This window comes from Novosphingobium rosa NBRC 15208, from assembly GCF_001598555.1.
Taxonomy (GTDB): Bacteria; Pseudomonadota; Alphaproteobacteria; order Sphingomonadales; family Sphingomonadaceae; genus Novosphingobium; species Novosphingobium rosa.
Window position 1 is genome coordinate 76,664 of record NZ_BCZE01000025.1, and the last position, 21,009, is coordinate 97,672.

A 21,009-nucleotide genomic window follows, 5' to 3' on the forward strand; every position below is an offset into this window, starting at 1 on the left:
CAGCATCGCTCGATAGTGGATGGGCATTGGTCTTGATGCGAGCTGCGCGCCATGTCCTGCTGCAAAGCCATAGGGAGAGAGTTTGTGACCACCATCACCGGCGTGCGCGTGACGCCCATCGCCTTTCGCGATCCGCCACTGCTCAATGCGGCGGGGATTCATGAGCCCTATGCCCTGCGCTCGATCATCGAGGTCGAGGCGGGCGCGCTGCTTGGTCTGGGTGAAAGCTATGGCGATGCCCCGGTGCTGGCCGCGCTGACAGCCATCGCTCCAGCGCTGGTCGGGCTGGACATCCACGATCTCAACGGGCTGGAGCGGGTCATCAAGGAAGAGCTGGCCAAACTGCCCGCAGCCAAGGCCGGTGCGGAGCTGGCGCCCGGATCGCAGCCCTCGCGCCTGCTGGCCAATTGCTTTTCGGCCTTCGAGGTCGCCCTGCTGGACCTTCAGGCCAAAGCGGCGGGCCTGCCGCTGCACGCCCTGCTGGGCGGCGCGGTGCGGCGCGAGGTGCCCTTCAGCGCCTATCTCTTCTTCAAATACGGGCGCCACATCGAGCCCGAGGAAGCCCCGGATGAATGGGGCGAAGCCATCACCCCCGAGCAGATCGTGGCGCAGGCCAGACGCATGATCGACATGTATGGCTTCGGCTCGATCAAGCTGAAGGCGGGCACCCTGCCTCCCGAGGTGGAGATCGCCAGCATCGAGGCCCTGTCCAAGGCCTTCCCCGGCCTGCCGCTGCGCATCGACCCCAATGGCGCCTGGTCGATGCAGACCGCGCTGGACGCCGCCGAGAAGCTTGGCCCGCTGATCGAATATTACGAAGATCCGGTGGCCGGGTTGGACGGCATGGCGCACTTGCACCGCGAAACCGGCCTGCCGCTGGCCACCAATATGGTGGTCATCAGCTTCGACGGCTTCCGGGAAAGCATCAAGCGCAATTCGGTGCAGATCGTTCTCTCGGACCACCACTATTGGGGCGGCTTGCGCGCCAGCCAGAATCTGGCCGCCATGTGCCGCACCTTCAACCTTGGCCTTTCGATGCATTCCAACTCGCATCTGGGGATCAGCCTGATGGCCATGGCGCATCTCGCCGCCGCCACGCCGAATCTCTCCTACGCCTGCGACACGCATTATCCATGGGTGGAGGATGCCGATGAGGTCGTGGTGGGCGGCAAGGTGCCAATCAGCGGCGGCTGCGTGCGGGTGGGCGATACGCCGGGCCTTGGCGTGGAGCTGGACCGCGAGCGCCTCGCCCGCGCCCATGCCACCTTCAACCGCATCGCCATCCGCACCCGTGACGATCTGGGCCAGATGCGCAAATACGATCCCGGCTTTTCCGGCAAGCAGCCCAGATATTGAGACCTATGCCCCTTCCCCATACCGGCAATACCGTCCGAAAGGCTTGTATCCTGCCCGCGCTTGGCCGATGGTGAGCGCATAGGGTGAGGAAGGGGCGCATGTGTTTGAACTGATCCAGCTCCGCTGCTTTGTGGCAGTGGCGGAAGAATTGCATTTCGGGCGCGCCTCGCAGCGGCTCAACATGACGCAGCCGCCGCTCTCGCGCCATATTCAGGTGCTCGAACGCATCATGAAGGTGGAGCTGTTCCACCGCTCCAGCCGCTCGGTCAAGCTGACGGCGGCGGGGATGGCCTTCCTGCCCGAGGCGCGCCGTGTGGTCCATCTGGCCGACAGCGCCATTGCCACCGCCCGCGCCGCCGCGGAAGGCAAGCAGGGGCTGGTCAGCCTGGGCTTCACCGCCGCCTCGGGCTACAGCTTCCTGCCGCGTTTTATCGCCAATGCCCAGCAGGCCGCGCCCGATGTGCGCTTTGTGCTGAAGGAAATGGTCTCGGGCGAGCAGCTCGACAGCCTGCTGGCCGGGCGGATCGATCTGGGCTTCCTGCGCCCGCCCGTGCGCCACCCCGATCTGGAATCGCTGCCGGTGCTGCGCGAGCGCTTTATCGTCTGCTCCCCCGCCAGCGTGCCCGAGGGTGACCGCCCCCGCCGCCTCGCCGATTTCGACAATCTGCCCTTCATCATGTATGCGCCTGACAAGGCCCGCTATTTCCACGATCTGCTGGTGGGCCTGTTCACCGGCGCCAGGGCCGAGCCGCGCCATGTGCAGTATCTGGCGCAAATCCACACGATCCTGATGCTGGTGGGCGCGGGGCATGGCTATGCGCTGGTGCCCGAAAGCTCTCGCCGGCTGCATCCCGATGGCGTGGTCTTCTCCGAAATGGAGGAGGCCGAGCCCGTGGTGGAACTCCACGCCGCCTGGACCCGCGATGCCGACAATCCCGCCCTGCTGGCGCTGGTGCCCAGGCTGGAGGCGCTTTGCGCGGCGGATTGATCGATAGCGCAGCCGCATCGCTTCATGCCCAGTCGCGATTGTTGAGGCGCGCCGGGCCGACCTAAAGTCCTGCCATCAAAACAGGAGAGGACTGATGGATCGACGCGACTTTCTGGCCAGCATCGGCGCGGGAGCAGCCGCCGGCAGCGCAGTGGGCGCGGGCCTGCCCGCCTATGCCGCCACCGCTGCAAAACACCCTAGCCCCGGCGCCCGTCCAAAACTGCTGATGAAGCTGGGGTGCCAGAGCAGCCCGTCCAATGACGAGCATTTCGCCTTCCTCGCCCGTTATGGCGTCACCCATATCGCGGCGGAGGGCGAACGCTCGCAAGGCCGCCTCTATTCCACCGCCGATGAGGTGAAAGCGGTGCGCGAGATGGCCGAAAGGCACAAGCTGACGCTGGCCATCTTCCACCCGCTGCTCCTGCCCTCCAGCCATATCGACAAGGAGGCCCACGGCGGCATCATGCTGGCCAGCAGCCCCGAGCGCGAGCGGGAGGTGGAAGCCTTCCAAAACCAGATCCGCGCCTGCGCGGCGGCGGGCGTGCCCTGCATCAAATACAACATGAGCCTGCTGGGCGTGCTGCGCAACCACCATGAACAAGGCCGGGGCGATGCCATGTTCTCCGCCTGGGACGAGGCCAGCGCCAAGCCCCAGCCGCCCCTCACCCGCGCCGGTCCCGTCAATGCCGAGCAGTTCTGGGAGCGCATCACCTGGTTCCTCGATCACGTCGTGCCCGTCGCCAATGAGTACAAGGTGCGCATCGCCTGCCACCCGCAAGACCCCGGCGTGGGGCCCCAAGGCTACCAGAGTATCAACCGCGTGCTGGGCACGGTGGAAGGCCTGAAGCATTTCATCTCGATCCGCGAGAGCGCCTATCACGGCCTGAATTTCTGCCAGGGCACGATCAGCGAGGATCTGGAACGCCCAGCCGAGCAGATCTTCGACGTGATCCGCTATTTCGGCACGCGCAAGAAGATCTTCAACGTCCACTTCCGCAACATCGTCGGCCATCGCGGCCACTTCCGCGAGGCCTTCCCCGACGAGGGCGATGTCGATCTCTACAAGGCACTGATGACCTATGCCGAAGTAGGCTACGACGGCATGCTGATGCCCGACCACGTTCCCGAAATCCCCGGCCACCCCGAGGCCGCGTTGCAGAGCTTCGCCTTCGCCTATGGCCATATTCGCGGCCTGATGCAGGCCGCCCAGCACGCTTAAAAAGACGGGCTGGAGGCCGGGGAGGCTTCCAGCCCGAAGGCAGGGTTTGGAATTTTGTAGAAGAAAGGAAAGATGCGAGGGGGTTACCCCCTCGCGCTCCCATTCCGTCTCCCGACGAGAAGGTGGTGGCGCCGAATTGAAGCGCCCCACCTCTCCACCTGCACCACCTGAGGCGCCGCAGGCTCTCAATCCTTCAGCGCTGCGCTGCGAATACTGCCTGCGGCGCTGCAAACGTTGCTCCAAGGCCGAACCCTATGCGCAACGTAGACATTAAAGGGAGCGCGAGGGTTATGACCCTCGCATTTAATCCCTTCTAAACTCCTTCAACGCACCAAAGCGGGCTTCTTGTTATCGAAAGTCCAGCCCGGGATCAGATATTGCATCGAAGCCGCATCGTCGCGCGCACCAAGCCCATGGCGCTGATACAGCTCATGCGCGGCTGCCAACCGGTCCTCATCCAGAACCAGACCAAGGCCCGGCTTCGACGACAGATCGACATGACCGTCCACGATCCTCGGCGGATCTTGGGTCAAGGCCGCGCCATCCTGCCAGATCCAGTGCGTATCGATGGCCGTCACCTTGCTGGGAGCCGCCGCCGCGCAATGGGTGAACATCGCCAGCGAAATGTCGAAGTGATTGTTCGAGTGGCTGCCCCAGGTCAGGCCGAAGGCATCGCAGAGATGAGCGACGCGCACCGCGCCTTCCATCGTCCAGAAATGCGGATCGGCCAGCGGGATGTCCACCGACTGCAGCGACAGCGAATGCGCCATCTGCCGCCAGTCCGTGGCGATCATGTTGGTTGCGGTCGGCAGGCCGGTGGCGCGGCGGAACTCGGCCATCACCTCGCGGCCCGAAAAGCCGTTCTCCGCGCCGCAGGGGTCTTCGGCATAGGCCAGCACATCGCCCAGCGGCTTCATCAGACGCACGGCTTCCGCCAGAGACCATGCGCCGTTCGGGTCCAGCGTGATGCGGGCCTCGGGGAAGGCCTCTTTCAGGGCCCGCACCGCCAGCACTTCCTCATCGCCAGGTAGAGCCCCGCCCTTCAGCTTGAAATCGCGGAAGCCATAGCGCGCCTGAGCCGCCCTGGCCAAAGCCACCACGCCTTCGGGCGTCACCGCCTCGCGGTTGCGCAGGCGGTCCCATGCGTCGGCGCTATCGCTTTCGTCGCGATAGGGCAGATCGGTCTTTGCTGGGTCCGCAACGTAAAACAGATAACCCAGCATCTCGACCCGGTCGCGATGGCGCCCGGTGCCCAGCAGATCGGCCACCGCCACGCCCACATGCTGGCCCAGCAGGTCAAGCATCGCCGCCTCAATAGCGGTCTGGGCGTGGATGGTGGTGCGCAGATCGAAGGTCTGCAGACCGCGCCCGCCCGCATCGCGACTGGCGAAGGCCTTGCCCACCTGCGCCACCACGCTGGCATGGGTGCCCAGGGGCTTGCCCACCACCAGCGGGCGCGCGTCCTCCAGCGTCTGGCGGATCGCCTCGCCGCCGGGGACTTCGCCAAGGCCGGTGCGCCCGTCGCTGTCGGTCAGGATGACGATGTTGCGCGTGAAGAAAGGCCCGTGAGCCCCCGACAGGTTGAGCAACATCGAATCCTGCCCCGCCACGGGCACGACACGCATGGCGGCAATAACGGGCGCAGCACCCATCAGACCCCCCATTTTAAACTGACGCCCGCGCCTTGCTGACCAGCTCGGCCAACTGATCCATTTCCTCGGGCAGCAGCCCGGTCAGCGGCGGACGCAGCGGCCCGGCGGGGCGGCCCACCACATCCATGCCCGCCTTCACGATGGAGACGGCATAACCCCGGCCCTTGTCGCGCAGGGCGATGTAGGGCAGCACGAAATTGCGCAGCATGTCATGCACCAGCGCGTGATCGCGCGCGCGCACCGCCTTGTAGAACTTCACCGCCCATTCCGGCATGAAGTTGTAGATGGCCGAGGAATAGGTCGTCACGCCCATTTCCAGATAGGGCAGGGCGAAGGTTTCCGCCGTGGGCAGGCCGCCGACATAGGTCAGGCGATCACCCAGCTTGTTGTAGATCCGCATCATCAATTCCACATCACCGACGCCATCCTTGTAGCCGATGAGGTTGGGATTGCGATCACAAAGACCCGCCAGCGTGTCCTCGTTCACAATGGCGGTGCCACGGTTGTAGACGATGACGCCAAGATTGGTGGCCTTGCAGACGGATTCGATATGCGCGGCCAGGCCTTCCTGCTTGCCACCCACCAGATAGGGCGGCAGCAGCAGCAGGCCATCGGCGCCGGCCTTTTCGGCCCCGCGCGCGATTTCCAGCGCGATGGCCGAACCATAACCGCAACCGGCGATCACCGGCACGCGGCCGGCGGTTTCCTCGGCCGCCGCGCGCGTCACCGTGAGGATCTCCTGCGGGCTCAGAGCGAAGATTTCGCCCGTGCCGCCCGCCGCGAACAGCGCCACCACTTCGTGCTCGAGCATATAGGCGCAATGCTCGCGGTAGGGGGCTTCCTCGAACTGCAAATCGGCATCGAAATGCGTGACGGGGAAAGACAACAGCCCCGAACCGATTGTTGCGGCCATGTCGCCCGGGCCCATTTTACCTGCCGAAGTCATCGCTTCTTCCCATTCCTGTGCTGTAATCCTGATCCTTTGGCTAGCTCGTGCGCCCGTCGCGGTCCAAGTCCGTTCCGGTTTCAGTTCATGTCAGTTCAGCATCGCCGACATGACCGATGCTGTCGCGCCCTCATTCTTCCTCCGCGATATCGATCACGATCTTGCCGCGCGCTTCTCCGTTGCGCAGGATGCGATAGGCATCGCACACGGTCTCCAGCGTGAAATGGCGCGGATCGACCATCGGCAGCAGGCTGCCCGCCTCGACCAGCTGCGCGGCCTGCGCCAGAATGGCGCCGTGATGCGCCCGCCCCACGCCCGACAGCAGCGGCATCAGCGTGAAGACGCCCGAATAGCTGGCCCCCTTGAAGGACAGCGGCGCCAGCCCATGCGCCCCCCAGCCCAGACAGCTGGCGACATGGCCAAAGCGACGCACCGCCTGAAAGGAGGCATCGAGCCCCACGCCGCCCACAGTATCGTAGACGCGGTCGAAACCCTCGCCCGCCGTAAAGCGCGCGACGTAATCGGCAACGGGCTCATCGCGGTCGATAAAGATCGCGCCCAGCCTTTCGATCACGCCCCGCTGGCTGGCCGAACCCGTGGCGAAAACCTCCGCCCCGCGCGAGAGGGCGATCTGCACCGCAATATGCCCGACACCGCCCGCGCCGCCCTGCACCAGCACGGTGTCTCCGGCTTGCACGGCCATGCGGTCCACCATGCCTTCCCAGGCGGTGATGGTGATCAGCGGCAAGGCGGCAGCCTCGCGCATCGACAGATTGGCGGGCTTGAGCGCCAGCAGATCGGCAGCCACGATGGCCGCCTGCGCCAGCGATCCCTGATGGCCGCCAACACCGCCGGTCATGCCATAGACCGCATCGCCGGGGCGGAAGCGGGTCACGCCCTCACCGACAGCCTCAACAGTGCCCGCCAGATCGAGGCCCAGCACGGCGGGCAGCGGGTGTTGCGCATGAGCGGCCTGCCCCTGATGGATTTTCAGATCGAGCGGATTGACGCCGCTGGCCGCGATCCGCACGCGCAGCTGCCCGGAGCCGGGCTCAGGCAGCGTGATCGTGGCGAGGGTGAAGGCCGAGGCATGGGTTTCAAGAAGAGCTGCTTGCATGATGGTTCTCGCTGATAGGGGGTTGCTTCCTGTGGTCCCCATCATCGGCCCGCATGGCTCATGCGAAAATCAACGATGTTGCATGTAAGTCATGCATATTTGTTTGGGCCTAATTGGCCAGCCGCTCCACCACCAGATCCAGCAGGGCCCGCATCCGCGCCAGCCGCCGCATATCCTTGTGATAGCCCACAAAAGTGTCGCGCCCCGGCGGCGCTTCGCCCAGATCGATGGCGGCGATGCCGGGGGTGGCGTCGCCCAGCGGGCGGGGCAGCACGGCCAGCCCGGCGCCATCGGCGCAGAGGCGCGCCTGAACCTGCCGGTTGTTGCTGCGGAAGGCCACGGTCGCCTCGGGCAGGCGCTGGCGCAGCCAGACGGCATCGGCCATCTGGGCAAAGCCGGTGTCCATGGTGATGAGCCGGGCGCCCTGCCCGTCGCCCAGCCCCGAAGGATCGAAACCCGGCGCGGCGTAGACGGCATAGGGCATATGCAACAAGCGGCGGGACACCACCTCCGGCTCATCGAAAGGCTTGATGCGGAACACCATATCCGCCTCCCGGCGCGGCAGGCTGTAGAGCCGCGCATCGGTCAGCAACTCCACGCAGACGCCCGGATGGCGCGCACCGAACGCGGCCAGCACCGGGGCCAGCAGGCAGCTGCCGAACCATTCCGAGCAGGACAGGCGCAGCAGACCCTCCAGCTGCCCCTCATTGCCGCTCAGTTCGCGCTGGAAGGCCAGCGTCTCCTCCTCGATCCTTTCGGCATGCGCCAGCACGAGGCTGCCCTCATCGGTCAGCACGAAACCCTCGGCTGTGCGCTGGAACAGCGTGTGGCCGATGGCCTCCTCCAGCGCGCGCAGGCGGCGGCCCATGGTCGGCTGGGTCTGCCCCAGCACCCGCGCCGCCGCACCCAAAGTGCCGGTGCGGGCGATGGCCAGAAAGACCCGCAGATCGCTCCATTCCATCATGCCGCCCCCGCCCCTTCGATCCAGCCTTCCCGAGCCTTATCACGGGCGGCAGGCCGGTCAAATCGCAGCGCCGCCGGATCAGGGGCGCACATCCACCGAGCGCGTGCCCTGATACTTCAGGATGCGGTAATAGGCCTCCCAGTCGGTCTCCATGATCGGCACGGGGGTGGTACCGATCGGGTCCACCACCCATTTTTTGAAGGTGGCCAGCCAGTCGGCGGTGGAGTCGATGTTGGTCAGCCACTCGCCGCGCCACCAGTTCTGCCATTTGCCATAGGTGGCATAGGCCTGATAGCGGCGGATCTCGGCGATCTGGGCCAAGGCGGCATCCGCCTGACCCAGCGCCCGCGCCTGATCGCCCGCCAGAGCCGCCCGCACCGCATGGCTGACCGCCAACAGCATCGCATTACCGTTGCGGTTGACCGACAGCATGGTCAGCACGGCATATTGGAAATAGTCGCGCCGCTCGGGCGCCACCTGCGGCAGGATCGCCAACGCCTGTTTGAGCAGCGCATCGAAGCGGGGCTGGGCGGCGGTGCAGGTGGCGATCTCCCGCGCGGAGACCTCATCAACCCAGCGTTTGGCGTCCGCCGCGCTCTTGCCATAATCGACCATGCGCGGCGGCCACCATTGCGGCGACTGCGCGATGGTGCGGTAATAGGGCGGATCGATCATGGTGCGCAGCATCAGGCTGCGCGACAGCTCCTGGTAGCGCTGGTCGCCATATTCCATGCCACCCCCGGTGCCTTCGTTCAGGGGCAGGCGCGGCAGACCCTTGAAATAGGCGGGGTAAAATTCGGCGAGGCTTTCGGCGGCGTTGGGCCCATACTGGCCCCTGGCCCAGCCCGCATAATAGGCGCGGGCCGAAGCGCTGGCGGGCACGCCGTTCCAGGCGGTGTCCAGCGTCGCCTTCGCGGTCATGGCCACGGCGCGCAGATCGCTGACATTGACCAGCGCGAAACGCGTCGCGCCGGCGTGGATAAAGCGGCCAAATTCCTCATGGATGCGTTCCACCGGGACCATTTCGGAAAGCTGGTTCGCCTTGCCGTTCAGCATGGCGACGTGGAAGTAAAACCCCTGCCCCTTGCCGACCTGACCGTCGTCGCGGATCTTGCCCCAGCCTTCGTCGGGCCAGGCGATGATCACCTCCTCGGGGATTTTCAGATGGCCCTCGCGCATCAGCTCGGCGCCTTCGGACCACAGGTTGGTGACGAAGCGGGCGTTGGGAAAGCGGGCGCGCACCAGCGCCATCTGCTCGCGCATGGCCTGCCCGGCCAGTTCCCCCATGCGCGGCTTGTTGCCCACCACGCTGGGATCCATCGAGGCATAGGACACATCCGACAGGCCGCGCATGCCCACCGTCCACAGCACCTCCTGATCCTTGTCATACAGCGCGATGGAATTTTTCCAGGCGTTGCGCAAAATGTCGGGGTGCTGCGTGTAATTGTAGGGCACATGTTCGGGCCAGCGGGCGGCGTTCATCCCCACCGGCGTGGCGTGATGCTGGTTGACGATCAGGCCGCGCGCGCTGGCCGCCTTGATCTGGGGATCATCGGGGAAAGGCCAGGTGCTGGGCACCACCATATTGCCCTTGAGCCGCAGGATCGTCTCATAGACCTTGTCCATCACCGCGGGATCGATGTTGGTACGGTCTTCCGGCTTGGCCGGGGCCCAGCCGGTGAGTTGGTCCTCATCGTTCACGAAGAAGCCGCGGTATTCGATCACCGGCCCGGCGAACTGGATACGGGCGCCATCCTTCATGGCGATTTGGGTGAGGCGCGCGGGCTGGTGGTCTGTCCAGAAACCCATGGGGTCGACACCCAGATGGTCCTGACTGAACTGATAGATCGCATAGATCGTACCGCGCATATCCGCGCCGACCAGATCGACGCGGTTGCCATGGCGGCTGAGCGAGAAGCTTTCGCGCGCGCCCTGGTTGCTGGTGGCGATGGCGATATGGAGCCCATTCTGCGCGGGCGCCTGATCGGGGACGACATCCACCGTGGCGTTCAGCACGGTTTCCAGATCCCGCGCCAGATCCTGCGCCGCCCTTTGCACCGGCTGGAAGGGTGAGCGGATCGACAGGGTGACGCGCGGGCCGGCAGCGCCGCGAGTCGCGGATCGGCCCTGAGAACTCAGGGCCGCAGCGCCCGCCGCGCCCAGAGACTGGATGACCTGTCGCTTCGAAAATCTCACGCTTGTTCTCCCGCGTTGGCATGCTGATATTATCAGACCATTCCATATCCGTGATCCGATGAATGTTCAAGAATTGGTCGATGGGTGATCTGTCCAATTTTCGAAAGACGGGCTGCCATCCGGTTCAGCCATGACTCATGGTCGCAAAGCGCATGGCTCGCATGGCGCACGCATAGCATTTATATCACTATAATTGCGTGATAAAATTTCTACTTCCATCGCCTCATTCGCCACACCCCAGCCTTGGCACGCCTCCGCTTTCGCCGCAGGCCAGACCGCTTTCCGGAAAAAATTGTCGGATAAATAGTTGTGGTATGACCAAAGTGAGATATTGTGGTCAGATAATTATGGAGGGGCTCAATGACCAGATCACTGTTACTCGCGTCCTGCGCACTGCTTTCCGGCCTGACGGCAACCACAGCATGGGCGCAGCAGGCTCCGGCCGCAGGCAATGCCACCGCATCGCAAGCAGCACCGGCCGCCGACGATCACGAGATCGTGGTCAGCGGGGTGCGCGCCAGCCTCTCCACCGCGATCGGCATCAAGCGCAACGCCTATCAGATCGTCGATTCAATCGTCGCCGAAGACATCGGCAAGCTGCCCGACAACAATGTGGCCGAGGCGCTGCAGCGCGTCACCGGCGTGCAGATCACCCGCAGCCAGGGTGAGGGCTCCGGCGTAGCGATCCGCGGGCTGTCTCAGGTGCAGCAACTGGTCAACGGGCGCGATTACTTCACCACCTCGGGCCGCACCATCGCGCTGGGTGACATTCCCGCCGCGCTGCTGGCCGGGGTGGATGTCTACAAGACCTCGTCCGCCGATCAGATCGAGGGCGGCATCGGCGGCGTGGTCGACATCCGCCTGCGCCGCCCCTTCGACTTCAAGGGCAGCGAGAAATCCATCACCGCCAAGGGCTTCTACGGCGACATCGCCAAAAAGGTGGACCCGCGCGTCTCGGCGCTGTGGAGCAACCGTTTTGACACCAGCGTGGGCGAGGTCGGCCTGCTGGTCAGCGCCGCCTATCAAGCGCGCCATTACGGTTCGTTCCGTAATGCCACCGGCGCCTATCAGACCCGCACCGATCTGCTCGACCTCAACGGCAATGGCCAGCAGGATGCGGGCGATGCCATCACCGCCGTCACCGATGCGGGCACGCGCTACACCAATGGCAGCCGCAAGCGCTGGGGCGTGAACGCCTCGGCTCAGTGGCGCCCGGCCAGCAATCTGGAGTTCTATCTGGACGGCGCCTTCGAACGCGTCGACAACCGCGAGGACAATCTGACCGCTTACGTGCGCACCGGCACCAGCGGCTTCCGTGCCTCACCGGCAACCGCAGTGGCACCTTTTACCTTTGCGCCGGGCACCAACTATTTCCAGTATGGTTCCTATGCCAATGCCAAATTCGCCCCGGCCACCTATGCACAGGACAGCGCCTACACCACCTATCAGATCGCGCTGGGCGGCAAGTGGGAGCAGGATCGCCTGAAGATCACCGGAGAGGGCAATTACACCCGCAGCTCCGGCTGGGACGATATGCGCCAGATCGGCATCTATGCCAATGCGCCCTCCTACACGCTGGATCTGCGCAATTTCATCCCGAACCCGCAAGTTTCCGGCTTCAACCCCAATGATTTCAACGCCTATCGCTTCGACAATTTTCAGGACGAATATCACCGCAATGTCGGCGAAGAGGTCAGCGGGCGTCTCGATGCGACCTATGAACTGGGCGGTTTCCTGAGAAACCTTCAGGCCGGTCTGCGCTATGCGCGCCGCACCTCGCATCACAGCGGCTTCACCAATGATTATTCGCTCAGCGATCGCACCGATCTGCCGCTGCCGGGCAATGTGAAAGGCCTGCTGACCACCACGCCCAATCAGGTGTTCCGGGGCGATTACAACCTCAGCCTGCAGCAATTCGCCCTGCCCAACATCAATCTGGTGCGCGATATCGCCTTTGCCCGCCAGCTGTTCGGCTTTGGTCCCGGCACGCCTGCCGACGATCCCTCGCAGCTCTATGACATCGCCGAAACCACCTATGCCGCCTATCTGATGGCCAATTACAGCTTCACGCTGGGCGGCATCCAGTTCGATGGCAATGCCGGGCTGCGCTATGTGAAGACGAAGGAAAGCGTCACCGGCTTCCAGAACCAGCAGGGCGGCGGCTATGCGCCGATCAACGCCAACAGCGATTACGGCAGCTGGCTGCCCAGCGCCAACATCCGCGCCAAGCTGACCGAAAAGCTCTATCTGCGCGGTGCGATCTCCAAGGTGGTGACGCGCCCGGCCTTTAGTCAGCTGACCCCGGCGCAAAGCCTGGCCTATGCCTTCCTGACCGGATCGGCGGGCAATCCCAACCTCAAGCCGCTCAAGGCCGACCAGTTCGACACCTCACTGGAATGGTATATTTCCAAGACCAACATTCTGTATGCGGCGGCCTTCCTCAAGAAAGTCGACGGTTTTATCCAGAATGTCTCGACGCAGGAGACCATCAACGGCCAGCCTTTCCTGATGACACGCCCGGTCAATGGCAACAATGGCACGGTAAAGGGGATCGAAGTCGGTTATCAGACCTTTTTCGACTTTCTGCCCGCTCCCTTCAACGGCTTGGGCCTGCAGGCCAACTACACCTTTGTCGACAGCCATGCGCCCAGCCCCATCCCCGGGCAGAGCGTGCCTTTGGAAGGTCTTTCCAGGAACAGCTACAATCTGATCGGCATTTATGAGAAGGGCCCGGTCTCGGTGCGCGTCGCCTACAACTGGCGCAGCAAATATGTCGAGACGACCTCGGGCGATGCCGCCAATCGTCCGCTGATCTACAAGCCGATCGGGCAGCTGGACGCTTCGATCAGCTATGATCTGACCAAGAAGATCGCCATCACCTTCGATGCCACCAACCTCACCCGCAACACGCTGAACGATTATTACGGCACGCCGCTGCTGCCAAAATCGGTCAATGCCTATGACCGGACCTTCGAGTTCGGAGTTCGCGCCAAGTTTTGACGGCCCACCTTCTCGCCGTCTTCTCACTGGCCGGGGGCATCACGCTGCTCCCGGCCATTTTTTGTACGCAGCATGCAACCGGCGGGAACCCCGCCTAGCGCGCGCCTTCCGACTCCTGAAGCATCTTGATCGCGATCGTCGCGGCTTCCTGCACATGCTGGCGGCAGGCGCTGCTGGCGGCGGCGGGATTGCGGTCGGCGATGGCGGCAACGATCTTCGACAGGCGCTTCAACCCCGCCGCCTGACGGCCCACGACAGACAAAGTCATCGCCCGCATCTGGCTGATCCGGCCATTCAGGCGCTGCACGATATCCCAGGCGATATCATGCTGGCCGGTCATGAAGATGATCTCGTAAAAGCGGGTCGAGGCGCGCAGCGCGCCAATCGGATTGCGATCGTCATGCGCCTGACGGATCGCCTTCAGCGCGGCTGCCAGCTGGCTGACCACCTCGGGCGTCGAGGCTTCGGCGCAAGCGGCGGCGGCGGAAGACTCCAGCTGGCTGCGGATTTCATAGATCTGCTGCGCCTGCGCGGGCGAAATGGTGGCCAGACGCGGCCCGGAAGGGGCGCTTTCCACCAACCCTTCGGATTCCAGATTGCGGATCACCTCGCGGATCACCGAGCGGCTGACGCCCAGGCTTTCCGCCAGCGTGCGCTCCACCAGCCGCTCGCCCGGCGCGATTCGCCCTTCCATCACCGCATCGCGCACACGGTCCAGCGCGATCAGCCGCAGCGTCTGCGGGCGGTTCTCAATTTTCTCTAGAGTCTCAACCATTTTATCTTTCGCCCTGTCTCAATTCTCTCTTTGACAGAAAGGGCGAACCCTGTCTATTGTCTTGGTATACCATCCGACAACATACACATCAGGAGGCGCGCCATGACGCTCAAGATTCGCAAGCTGGTCAGCTACATCGAGGACGTTCGCATCGAGGGCGGCAAGGAAGCCGCCAAGCCCGTCACCACCGTTCTGCTGGCCGCCGTGGTCAAGAATCCCTGGGCCGGGCGCGGTTTCGTCGAGGACCTGCAGCCCGAGATCAAGGCCATCGCCTCGGATCTGGGCGCGCTGATGGTGGAGCGCCTGTGCGCCCTGATCGGCGGCGCCGACAAGATCGAGGCCTATGGCAAGGCCGCCGTCGTGGGCGGCGCGGGCGAGATCGAGCATGCCTCGGCGCTGATCCACACGCTGCGCTTCGGCAACCACTATCGCGAGGCGGTGAACGCCAAATCCTACCTCAGCTTCACCAACAAGCGCGGCGGGCAGAACACCTCGATCCAGGTGCCGATGATGCACAAGGACGATGAGGGCGCGCGCTCGCACTACATCACCGGCGAATTCGCCATTTCCGACGCGCCGCTCGATGATGAAATCGTGATCGTGCTGGGCGCCGCCGATGGTGGCCGCGTGCATCCGCGCATCGGCAACCGCTATCTCGATCTGGAAGCCATCGCGGCGGAAAAGGCGGCGCAGGGCTGATCGTGGCAGCCTCTCTGCCCCCCCTGCCCGAACGGGCCGCTTTCGACGACACCGGTGGTGATCTGCCGGTTGTCGTGCTGATCCATGGCGTGGGCTTGTCCCGCGCCATGTGGCCGGCGCAGGTCGCCGCGCTGCGTCCGCATTACCGCATGATCGCCGTGGATATGCTGGGCCATGGCGCCAGCCCCACCCCGCCCGCCAACGCCACGCTGGACGATTACGCCCGGCATGTCGCCGGCCTGCTCGATCTGGCGGGCGTGAAGAAGGCGGTGCTGGTCGGCTTCTCGATGGGCGCGCTGGTCGCGCGCGCCTTCGCCTTCCTCTACCCCGAGCGTCTGAACGCTCTGGTGCTGATGAACGGCGTCTTCGAGCGTGAGCCTGCCGTGCGCGCCACTATTCTCGCCCGCGTGGCCGATGTTCAGGCGAATGGCCCGGGGGCCAATATGGATGCGGCCATCGAGCGCTGGTTCAGTCCTGAATTTCGCGCCGCCAGCCCGGCCTATATCGCCGATCTCCGACAGGCTTTTGCCGCCAACGATCCGCAGGGCTATGAAGCATCCTACCGCCTGTTCGCCACGCAGGATGCCTTCGGCGCCGATCGCGTCGCCACCATCGCCGTGCCCGTTCTGGTGACGACCGGCGAGTTCGACGTCGGCTCCACCCCGGCGATGTCCTGGGCGCTGGCCCAGCGCATTCCCGGCGCGCGGCTGACCATCGTGCCGGGCGCACGCCATATGATGCCGGTCGAAATGCCCGCCGAAACGAACGCCGTGCTAAAAGATTTCCTGCACAGCCTCCCGCAAGAGGCACGCGCTTACGGAGAGTCCGAATGAGCCAGACCCATTTCAAGATGCTGATCGGAGGGCAGCAGGTCGATGCGCTGTCCGGTCGCACCTATGCCTCGCAGAACCCGGCCACGGGCGAGGCCTGGGCGATCCTGCCCGATGCCGACGCCGCTGACGCCGACCGCGCCGTGCGCGCCGCTCATGATGCCTTCCGCTCGCCCGCATGGCGCGGCCTGACCGCCACGGCGCGCGGCAAATTACTGCGCAGGCTGGGCGATCTGGTGGCGCAGCACGGCGAAAAACTGGCCGAGCTGGAAACCCGCGACAATGGCAAGCTGATCCGCGAAACGCGCGGCCAGCTGGCCTATCTGCCCGAATTCTTCCACTATGCCGGTGGCCTTGCCGACAAGCTAGAAGGCAGCACCCTGCCCATCGACAAGGCGGACATGTTCGCCTTCACCGTGCCCGAGCCGCTGGGCGTGGTGGCCGCGATCATCCCGTGGAACAGCCCGCTCTATCTCACGGCGATCAAGCTGGCTCCGGCGCTGGCGGCGGGCAACACCATTGTCGTCAAACCCTCCGAGCATGCCTCGGCCAGCATTCTGCGCTTTGCCGCGCTGGCCAGGGAAGCGGGCTTCCCCGATGGCGTGGTCAATGTCGTCACCGGCTTTGGCGCGGGCGCGGGCACCGCGCTCACCAGCCATCCGCTGGTGCGCCGCGTGGCCTTCACCGGCGGGCCATCCACGGCGCGTCACGTCATCCGCGCCACGGCGGACAATTTCGCCAAGCTTTCGCTGGAGCTGGGCGGCAAATCGGCCAACATCGTCTTTGACGACGCCGATCTGGAAGGCGCGGTCAATGGCGCGGTGGCGGGTGTCTATGCCGCCTCGGGCCAGAGCTGTGTCGCGGGTTCGCGCCTGCTGGTGCAGGCCGGGATCTATGACCGCTTCGTCGCCGCGCTGAAGGAGCGCATGGCGCGCATCGCCATCGGCGATCCGCTCGACCCGGCCTCGGACATGGGCCCCATGGCCACCGAGCAGCAGCTGGGCATCGTCGAGAGCATGGTCGAGCGCGCCCGCGAACAGGGCGCGCAGGTGCTGGCCGGTGGGCAGCGCCCCGCAGGCCGCGCAGGCTGGTTCTACGAGCCCACGCTGATCGCCGCCGAGACGCCCACGCTGGACATCGTGCAGAATGAGGTCTTCGGGCCTGTTGCCGCGATCATGCGCTTCGAAACCGAGGCCGAGGCGCTCGAACTGGCCAATGGCACCGAATACGCGCTGGCCGCAGGCATCTGGACCCGTGACATGGCGCGCGGCCATCGCTTTGCCCGCGATGTTCATGCCGGGATCGTCTGGGTGAACACCTATCGCGCCGTTTCGGCCATGGCGCCGATCGGCGGTTATGGCGCCAGCGGCTATGGCCGCGAAGGCGGTATTCACGCCGTGCTCGATTACACCGAACTGAAGACTGTGTGGGTCAACCTGTCGGAACAGCCGATGGGCGACCCCTTTGTGATGCGGTGAGACCCATGACCATTCAGACAATCGACCCCGCCCTGTTCCGTCAAGCCATGGCCAGCTTCGCCTCGGGCGTCACCGTGGTGACGACCACCGACGAGGATGGCCGCATGGTGGGCTTCACCGCCAGTGCCTTCAGCTCGCTTTCGATGGACCCGCCACTGGTGCTGGTGTGCCCCTCGCGCACGTCTGCCACCTATCCGCATCTGGTGCGCGGCGAGCGCTTTGCCATCCATATTCTGGCCGCAGGGCAGCAGGATGTGGCCATGGCCTTCGCCTCCAAGGGAGCGGACAAGGTGGCGGCGCTGGCGTTCTCGGTCAGCGATCTGGGCAATCCGATCCTGCCGGGCGCCACCGCCGTGATCGAATGCCGCCTGTGGAAGGACTATGACGGCGGCGATCACCTGATCGTCGTGGGCGAGGTGCAGCGCATCGACCAGCAGGATGGCGCGGTTCTGCTCTACCATCGCGGCAAGATGAGCGATCACGGCGCGGAGGTGGTGGCATGAGCATCACCCAGCTCCCTCCCTTCCGCGACAAGGCCTATATCGACGGCGCATGGATCGCCGCCGCCGACACCACCGATGTCACCAACCCCGCCAATGGCGCGGTGCTGGGCAGTGTGCCTTATCTGGGCGCGGCGGCCACGCAGCAGGCCATCGCGGCGGCTGAGAAGGCTCTGGTCGAATGGCGCGCCCGCCCGGCGGCGGAACGCGCCGACATTCTGATCGCCTGGTACAACCTCATGCTGCGCGATTCCGAAGCTTTGGCCCAGATCCTCACCGCCGAGCAGGGCAAGCCCTTGGCCGAGGCGCGCGGCGAGATCCTCTATGCCGCCAGCTTTATCCGCTGGTTCGGCGAGGAAGCCCGCCGCATCGATGGCGAAATCATTCAGGCCCCGCGCCACGACCAGCGCATCATGGTCTGGCGCGAGCCGGTGGGCGTGGTGGCGGCGGTCACCCCGTGGAACTTCCCGGCGGCGATGATCACCCGCAAGGTCGGCCCGGCGCTGGCCGCCGGTTGCACGGTGATCCTCAAGCCCGCGCCCGAAACGCCCTTTAGCGCTCTGGCGCTGGCCGCTCTGGCCGAGGAAGCGGGCGTGCCCGCCGGCGTGTTCAACGTGGTGACCGGTGACGCCGCCGCCATCGGCGGCGCGCTGATGGAAAGCCCGGTGGTGCGCAAGCTGACCTTCACCGGCTCCACCCCGGTGGGCAAGATGCTTTATGCGCAGGGCGCGCCGACGCTCAAGAAGCTGTCGCTGGAGCTGGGGGGCAATGCGCCCTTCATCGTCTTCGACGACGCCGATGTGGACGCCGCCGTGACGGGCGCCATGCTGGGCAAGTTCCGCAATGCGGGGCAGACCTGCGTCTGCGTCAACCGCTTCCTGGTGCAGGACGGCATCCATGACCGTTTCGTCGAGGCTTTGCGCCAGCGGATCGGGGAACTGGTTGTCGGAGACGGCACGGCGGAGGGCACCACCACCGGGCCGCTCATCAACGAAAAGGCCGTGGTGAAGGTGGATGAGCATGTCGCCGATGCGGTGCGCCGTGGCGGCAAGGTTCTGGCGGGCGGCCAGCGCGCGCATGACCTGTTCTACCAGCCCACGCTGATCGCCGATGTGCCCGCCGATGCGGTGGTGGCCAGCGAGGAAACCTTCGGCCCTCTGGCGGCGGTGATCCGCTTCAAGACCGAGGCCGAGGCGATCCGCATGGCCAATGACACCGAATTCGGTCTGGCGGCCTATGCCTACACAAGCGACATCGGGCGCGCGATGCGCGTGGCCGGGGCGCTGGAATATGGCATGGTGGGCCTGAACGAGGCGGCGATCTCCACCGAGGTGGCGCCCTTCGGCGGCATCAAGGCCTCGGGTCTGGGCCGCGAGGGTTCGCATCATGGCATCGAGGATTATCTCGAGCTGAAATATGTGATGCTGGGCGGTCTCTGAACCGCCCTTCACAGGGCAAAGGAAAGGGCGCCGGATAACAATGATCCGGCGCCCTTTTTGTGGCGACCTCAGTCGATCAACCCTGAGAGTCGATCTCCGCAAACAGTTCGCGGGCCAGACGGAAGCTGTCCACGCCCGCCGGAATGCCGACGTAGCAGGCGATCTGCAGCAGGATCTCGCGGATCTCGTCGCGGCTGATGCCATTGTTCAGCGCCCCGCGCAGATGCGCCTTGAACTCATGCGGGCGGTTGAGCGCCGCCAGCATGCCAAGGTTCAGGATAGAGCGGCTGCGGCGGTCCAGACCGGGCCGGTTCCAGATATGGTCCCAGCAATATTCGGTGGTCAGCTGCTGCATCGCCCAGTTGAAATCATCGGCATTGTCGACCGCCTTGTCGACATAGGCATCGCCCAGCACGGCGCGGCGGGTTGCCAGACCGCGCTCGAACTTGTCGCCGCGTTCGCGGGGGTCGGTCATGGTTCCAGTCCCTCCATGAGGATGATCTCCACCTCTGCCGCGCCGTCGCGCGCAGCGCGGGCTTCGCGATATTCGGGCGAATCATAACAGGCCAGCGCGGCCTCCATGCTGTCGAATTCGATCACCACATTGCGCTGGCGAGGCATGGGCCCCTCCAGCGCAACGGTGTGGCCCCCGCGCGAAAGAAGCCTGCCGCCATGCTGCGCAAAGGCCTTGGGCCCCAGCGCCATGTAACCGGCATAGGCTTCCGGGTCGGTCACATCGACCCGCGCGATCCAATAGGCCTTGGGCATTACGCGAAGGCCGGGAGGACTTGGTCGATGAACAGCTTCACCGAGTCACGCTTTTCCTCGAAGGTCATCGCGCTGTCGACCCAGATGCTGTATTCATCGACGCCCATCGCCTCATAGGCCTTCAGGCGGGCGATGATCTCGTCAGGCTTGCCGATCATCACGCCCTGACGCAGCGCATCGGGCACGATATCGGCGAATTTAACCGGATCGAGCGGCGCGATATCCTTGTGGAAGCCGTTGACCGGCGGCTTCTTGTTGCCCGCCCAGGCGCCGAACGCGCGGAAGAAATAGGAGATCGCCTCGGCAGGGCGCTTCCAGCCGTCATCGTCCTGATGCACATAGGCATGCTGCAGGATCATCAGCTCGGGGCGGGGCACGGCGGGCGAGGCTTCGCAGGCCTCGTCGAACTTGCGGACCAGATCCTTGACCTCGTCGTCGCCCTTGAACAGCGGCGTGGCCATCACGCTGCAGCCATTGGCCACGGCGAATTTATGCGAATCGGGATCACGCGCGGCGATCCAGATGGTGGGATGCGCCTGCACCGGCTTGGGCACGCTGGTGGAAACCGGGAACTGCCAGATCTCGCCGTCATGAGCGTAATCGCCCTCCCACAGCTTGCGGATCACGGGGACCATCTCACGCAGATATTTGCCGCCGTCGTTCGCCGAAACGCTGTTCAACATGCGATCGAATTCAAACTGATAGGCGCCGCGTGCCAGACCGATCTCGGCGCGGCCGCCGCTGATGACGTCCAGCAAGGCGGCCTCGCCCGCCATGCGCAGCGGATGCCAGAAGGGGGCGATAAAGGTGCCCGCGCCAAGCCGGATCTTCTTGGTGCGCTGCGCCACCGCCGCCAGCAGGGGAATCGGATTGGGCGAGATGGTGTATTCCATCGAGTGATGCTCACCGATCCACACTTTGTGCAGGCCGCCCTCTTCAGCCAGATCGCACAGGGCCAGCAGCTCGTCGAACAGCTGCGCATGCGAGACGGTCTCGTCATAGCGCTCCATATGCAGGAAGAGCGAGAACTTCATCTTTCATCCTTTCCATGCGGCTCCGACAGGCGGAGGCAAATTTTTCTC

18 protein-coding genes are annotated in these 21,009 nt (G+C 64.8%); 9 read left to right on the forward strand and 9 right to left on the reverse strand.

Annotated elements, in window-relative coordinates:
- Positions 1-84: 84 nt before the first annotated feature.
- From SR3_RS10445 to SR3_RS10455, 3 genes are all read left to right on the forward strand, one after another.
- The gene (locus SR3_RS10445) at positions 85-1,356 is read left to right on the forward strand and encodes an enolase C-terminal domain-like protein (RefSeq protein ID WP_218018796.1); all 1,272 of its coding nucleotides are present in this window, start codon (positions 85-87) and stop codon (positions 1,354-1,356) included.
- A gap of 100 nt (positions 1,357-1,456) precedes the next feature.
- On the forward strand, positions 1,457-2,344 hold the full coding sequence (locus SR3_RS10450; RefSeq protein WP_068084948.1) for a LysR family transcriptional regulator: 888 nt from the start codon (positions 1,457-1,459) through the stop codon (positions 2,342-2,344).
- Between the two features lie 94 nt (positions 2,345-2,438).
- On the forward strand, positions 2,439-3,563 hold the full coding sequence (locus SR3_RS10455) for a mannonate dehydratase (protein ID WP_068084951.1): 1,125 nt from the start codon (positions 2,439-2,441) through the stop codon (positions 3,561-3,563).
- Between the two features lie 323 nt (positions 3,564-3,886).
- Here SR3_RS10455 and SR3_RS10460 read toward each other — a convergent pair whose 3' ends face one another.
- From SR3_RS10460 to SR3_RS10480, 5 genes are all read right to left on the reverse strand, one after another.
- Positions 3,887-5,215: an enolase C-terminal domain-like protein gene (locus SR3_RS10460; protein ID WP_218018797.1), complete on the reverse strand. Its 1,329-nt coding sequence runs from the start codon at positions 5,213-5,215 to the stop codon at positions 3,887-3,889.
- Positions 5,216-5,228: 13 nt separating this feature from the next.
- Positions 5,229-6,128, reverse strand: coding sequence for a 5-dehydro-4-deoxyglucarate dehydratase (gene kdgD, locus SR3_RS10465; RefSeq protein WP_245653867.1), 900 nt, complete (start codon positions 6,126-6,128; stop codon positions 5,229-5,231).
- 163 nt (positions 6,129-6,291) lie between these two features.
- Positions 6,292-7,278 (reverse strand): zinc-dependent alcohol dehydrogenase family protein, encoded by a 987-nt coding sequence (locus SR3_RS10470; RefSeq protein ID WP_068084961.1) that lies wholly within the window; start codon positions 7,276-7,278, stop codon positions 6,292-6,294.
- A gap of 109 nt (positions 7,279-7,387) precedes the next feature.
- Positions 7,388-8,242, reverse strand: coding sequence for a LysR family transcriptional regulator (locus SR3_RS10475; protein ID WP_245653868.1), 855 nt, complete (start codon positions 8,240-8,242; stop codon positions 7,388-7,390).
- Positions 8,243-8,320: 78 nt separating this feature from the next.
- On the reverse strand, positions 8,321-10,438 hold the full coding sequence (locus SR3_RS10480) for a glycosyl hydrolase 115 family protein (RefSeq protein WP_068084972.1): 2,118 nt from the start codon (positions 10,436-10,438) through the stop codon (positions 8,321-8,323).
- Positions 10,439-10,798: 360 nt separating this feature from the next.
- Between SR3_RS10480 and SR3_RS10485 the strand changes: the two genes are divergently transcribed.
- Complete coding sequence (locus tag SR3_RS10485) at positions 10,799-13,438, forward strand: TonB-dependent receptor (protein WP_068084975.1); 2,640 nt, start codon at positions 10,799-10,801, stop codon at positions 13,436-13,438.
- A 94-nt stretch (positions 13,439-13,532) separates the two neighbouring features.
- On the opposite strand, the gene SR3_RS10490 is transcribed toward SR3_RS10485, so the two are convergent.
- Positions 13,533-14,213: a GntR family transcriptional regulator gene (locus SR3_RS10490; protein WP_068084978.1), complete on the reverse strand. Its 681-nt coding sequence runs from the start codon at positions 14,211-14,213 to the stop codon at positions 13,533-13,535.
- A gap of 102 nt (positions 14,214-14,315) precedes the next feature.
- On the opposite strand from SR3_RS10490, the gene SR3_RS10495 reads away from it, so the two are divergent.
- Genes SR3_RS10495 through SR3_RS10515 form a run of 5 tightly spaced genes read left to right on the forward strand, consistent with a single transcriptional unit; the run spans position 14,316 to position 19,159 of the window.
- Positions 14,316-14,912: an amino acid synthesis family protein gene (locus SR3_RS10495; protein ID WP_068084981.1), complete on the forward strand. Its 597-nt coding sequence runs from the start codon at positions 14,316-14,318 to the stop codon at positions 14,910-14,912.
- 2 nt (positions 14,913-14,914) lie between these two features.
- Complete coding sequence (locus tag SR3_RS10500) at positions 14,915-15,745, forward strand: alpha/beta fold hydrolase (protein ID WP_157098773.1); 831 nt, start codon at positions 14,915-14,917, stop codon at positions 15,743-15,745.
- On the forward strand, positions 15,742-17,220 hold the full coding sequence (locus SR3_RS10505; protein ID WP_068084985.1) for an aldehyde dehydrogenase: 1,479 nt from the start codon (positions 15,742-15,744) through the stop codon (positions 17,218-17,220). Before SR3_RS10500 ends, SR3_RS10505 begins: the two co-directional genes overlap by 4 nt.
- 5 nt (positions 17,221-17,225) lie before the next feature.
- Positions 17,226-17,723: a flavin reductase family protein gene (locus SR3_RS10510; protein WP_068084988.1), complete on the forward strand. Its 498-nt coding sequence runs from the start codon at positions 17,226-17,228 to the stop codon at positions 17,721-17,723.
- Positions 17,720-19,159 carry an NAD-dependent succinate-semialdehyde dehydrogenase gene (locus SR3_RS10515; RefSeq protein ID WP_068084991.1) on the forward strand — a complete coding sequence of 480 codons (1,440 nt, stop codon included), beginning with the start codon at positions 17,720-17,722 and terminating at the stop codon, positions 19,157-19,159. Before SR3_RS10510 ends, SR3_RS10515 begins: the two co-directional genes overlap by 4 nt.
- 76 nt (positions 19,160-19,235) lie before the next feature.
- Here SR3_RS10515 and SR3_RS10520 read toward each other — a convergent pair whose 3' ends face one another.
- The 3 genes from SR3_RS10520 to SR3_RS10530 are packed head-to-tail and all read right to left on the reverse strand — an operon-like array spanning position 19,236 to position 20,961.
- Entirely contained in the window at positions 19,236-19,634 is a 399-nt protein-coding gene (locus tag SR3_RS10520) for a carboxymuconolactone decarboxylase family protein (RefSeq protein WP_068084995.1), read from the reverse strand.
- The gene (locus tag SR3_RS10525) at positions 19,631-19,927 is read right to left on the reverse strand and encodes a DUF1330 domain-containing protein (RefSeq protein ID WP_068084998.1); all 297 of its coding nucleotides are present in this window, start codon (positions 19,925-19,927) and stop codon (positions 19,631-19,633) included. The genes SR3_RS10520 and SR3_RS10525 overlap by 4 nt, the downstream gene beginning before the upstream one ends.
- Positions 19,927-20,961 carry an LLM class flavin-dependent oxidoreductase gene (locus SR3_RS10530; protein WP_068085001.1) on the reverse strand — a complete coding sequence of 345 codons (1,035 nt, stop codon included), beginning with the start codon at positions 20,959-20,961 and terminating at the stop codon, positions 19,927-19,929. The genes SR3_RS10525 and SR3_RS10530 overlap by 1 nt, the downstream gene beginning before the upstream one ends.
- Positions 20,962-21,009: the final 48 nt, after the last annotated feature.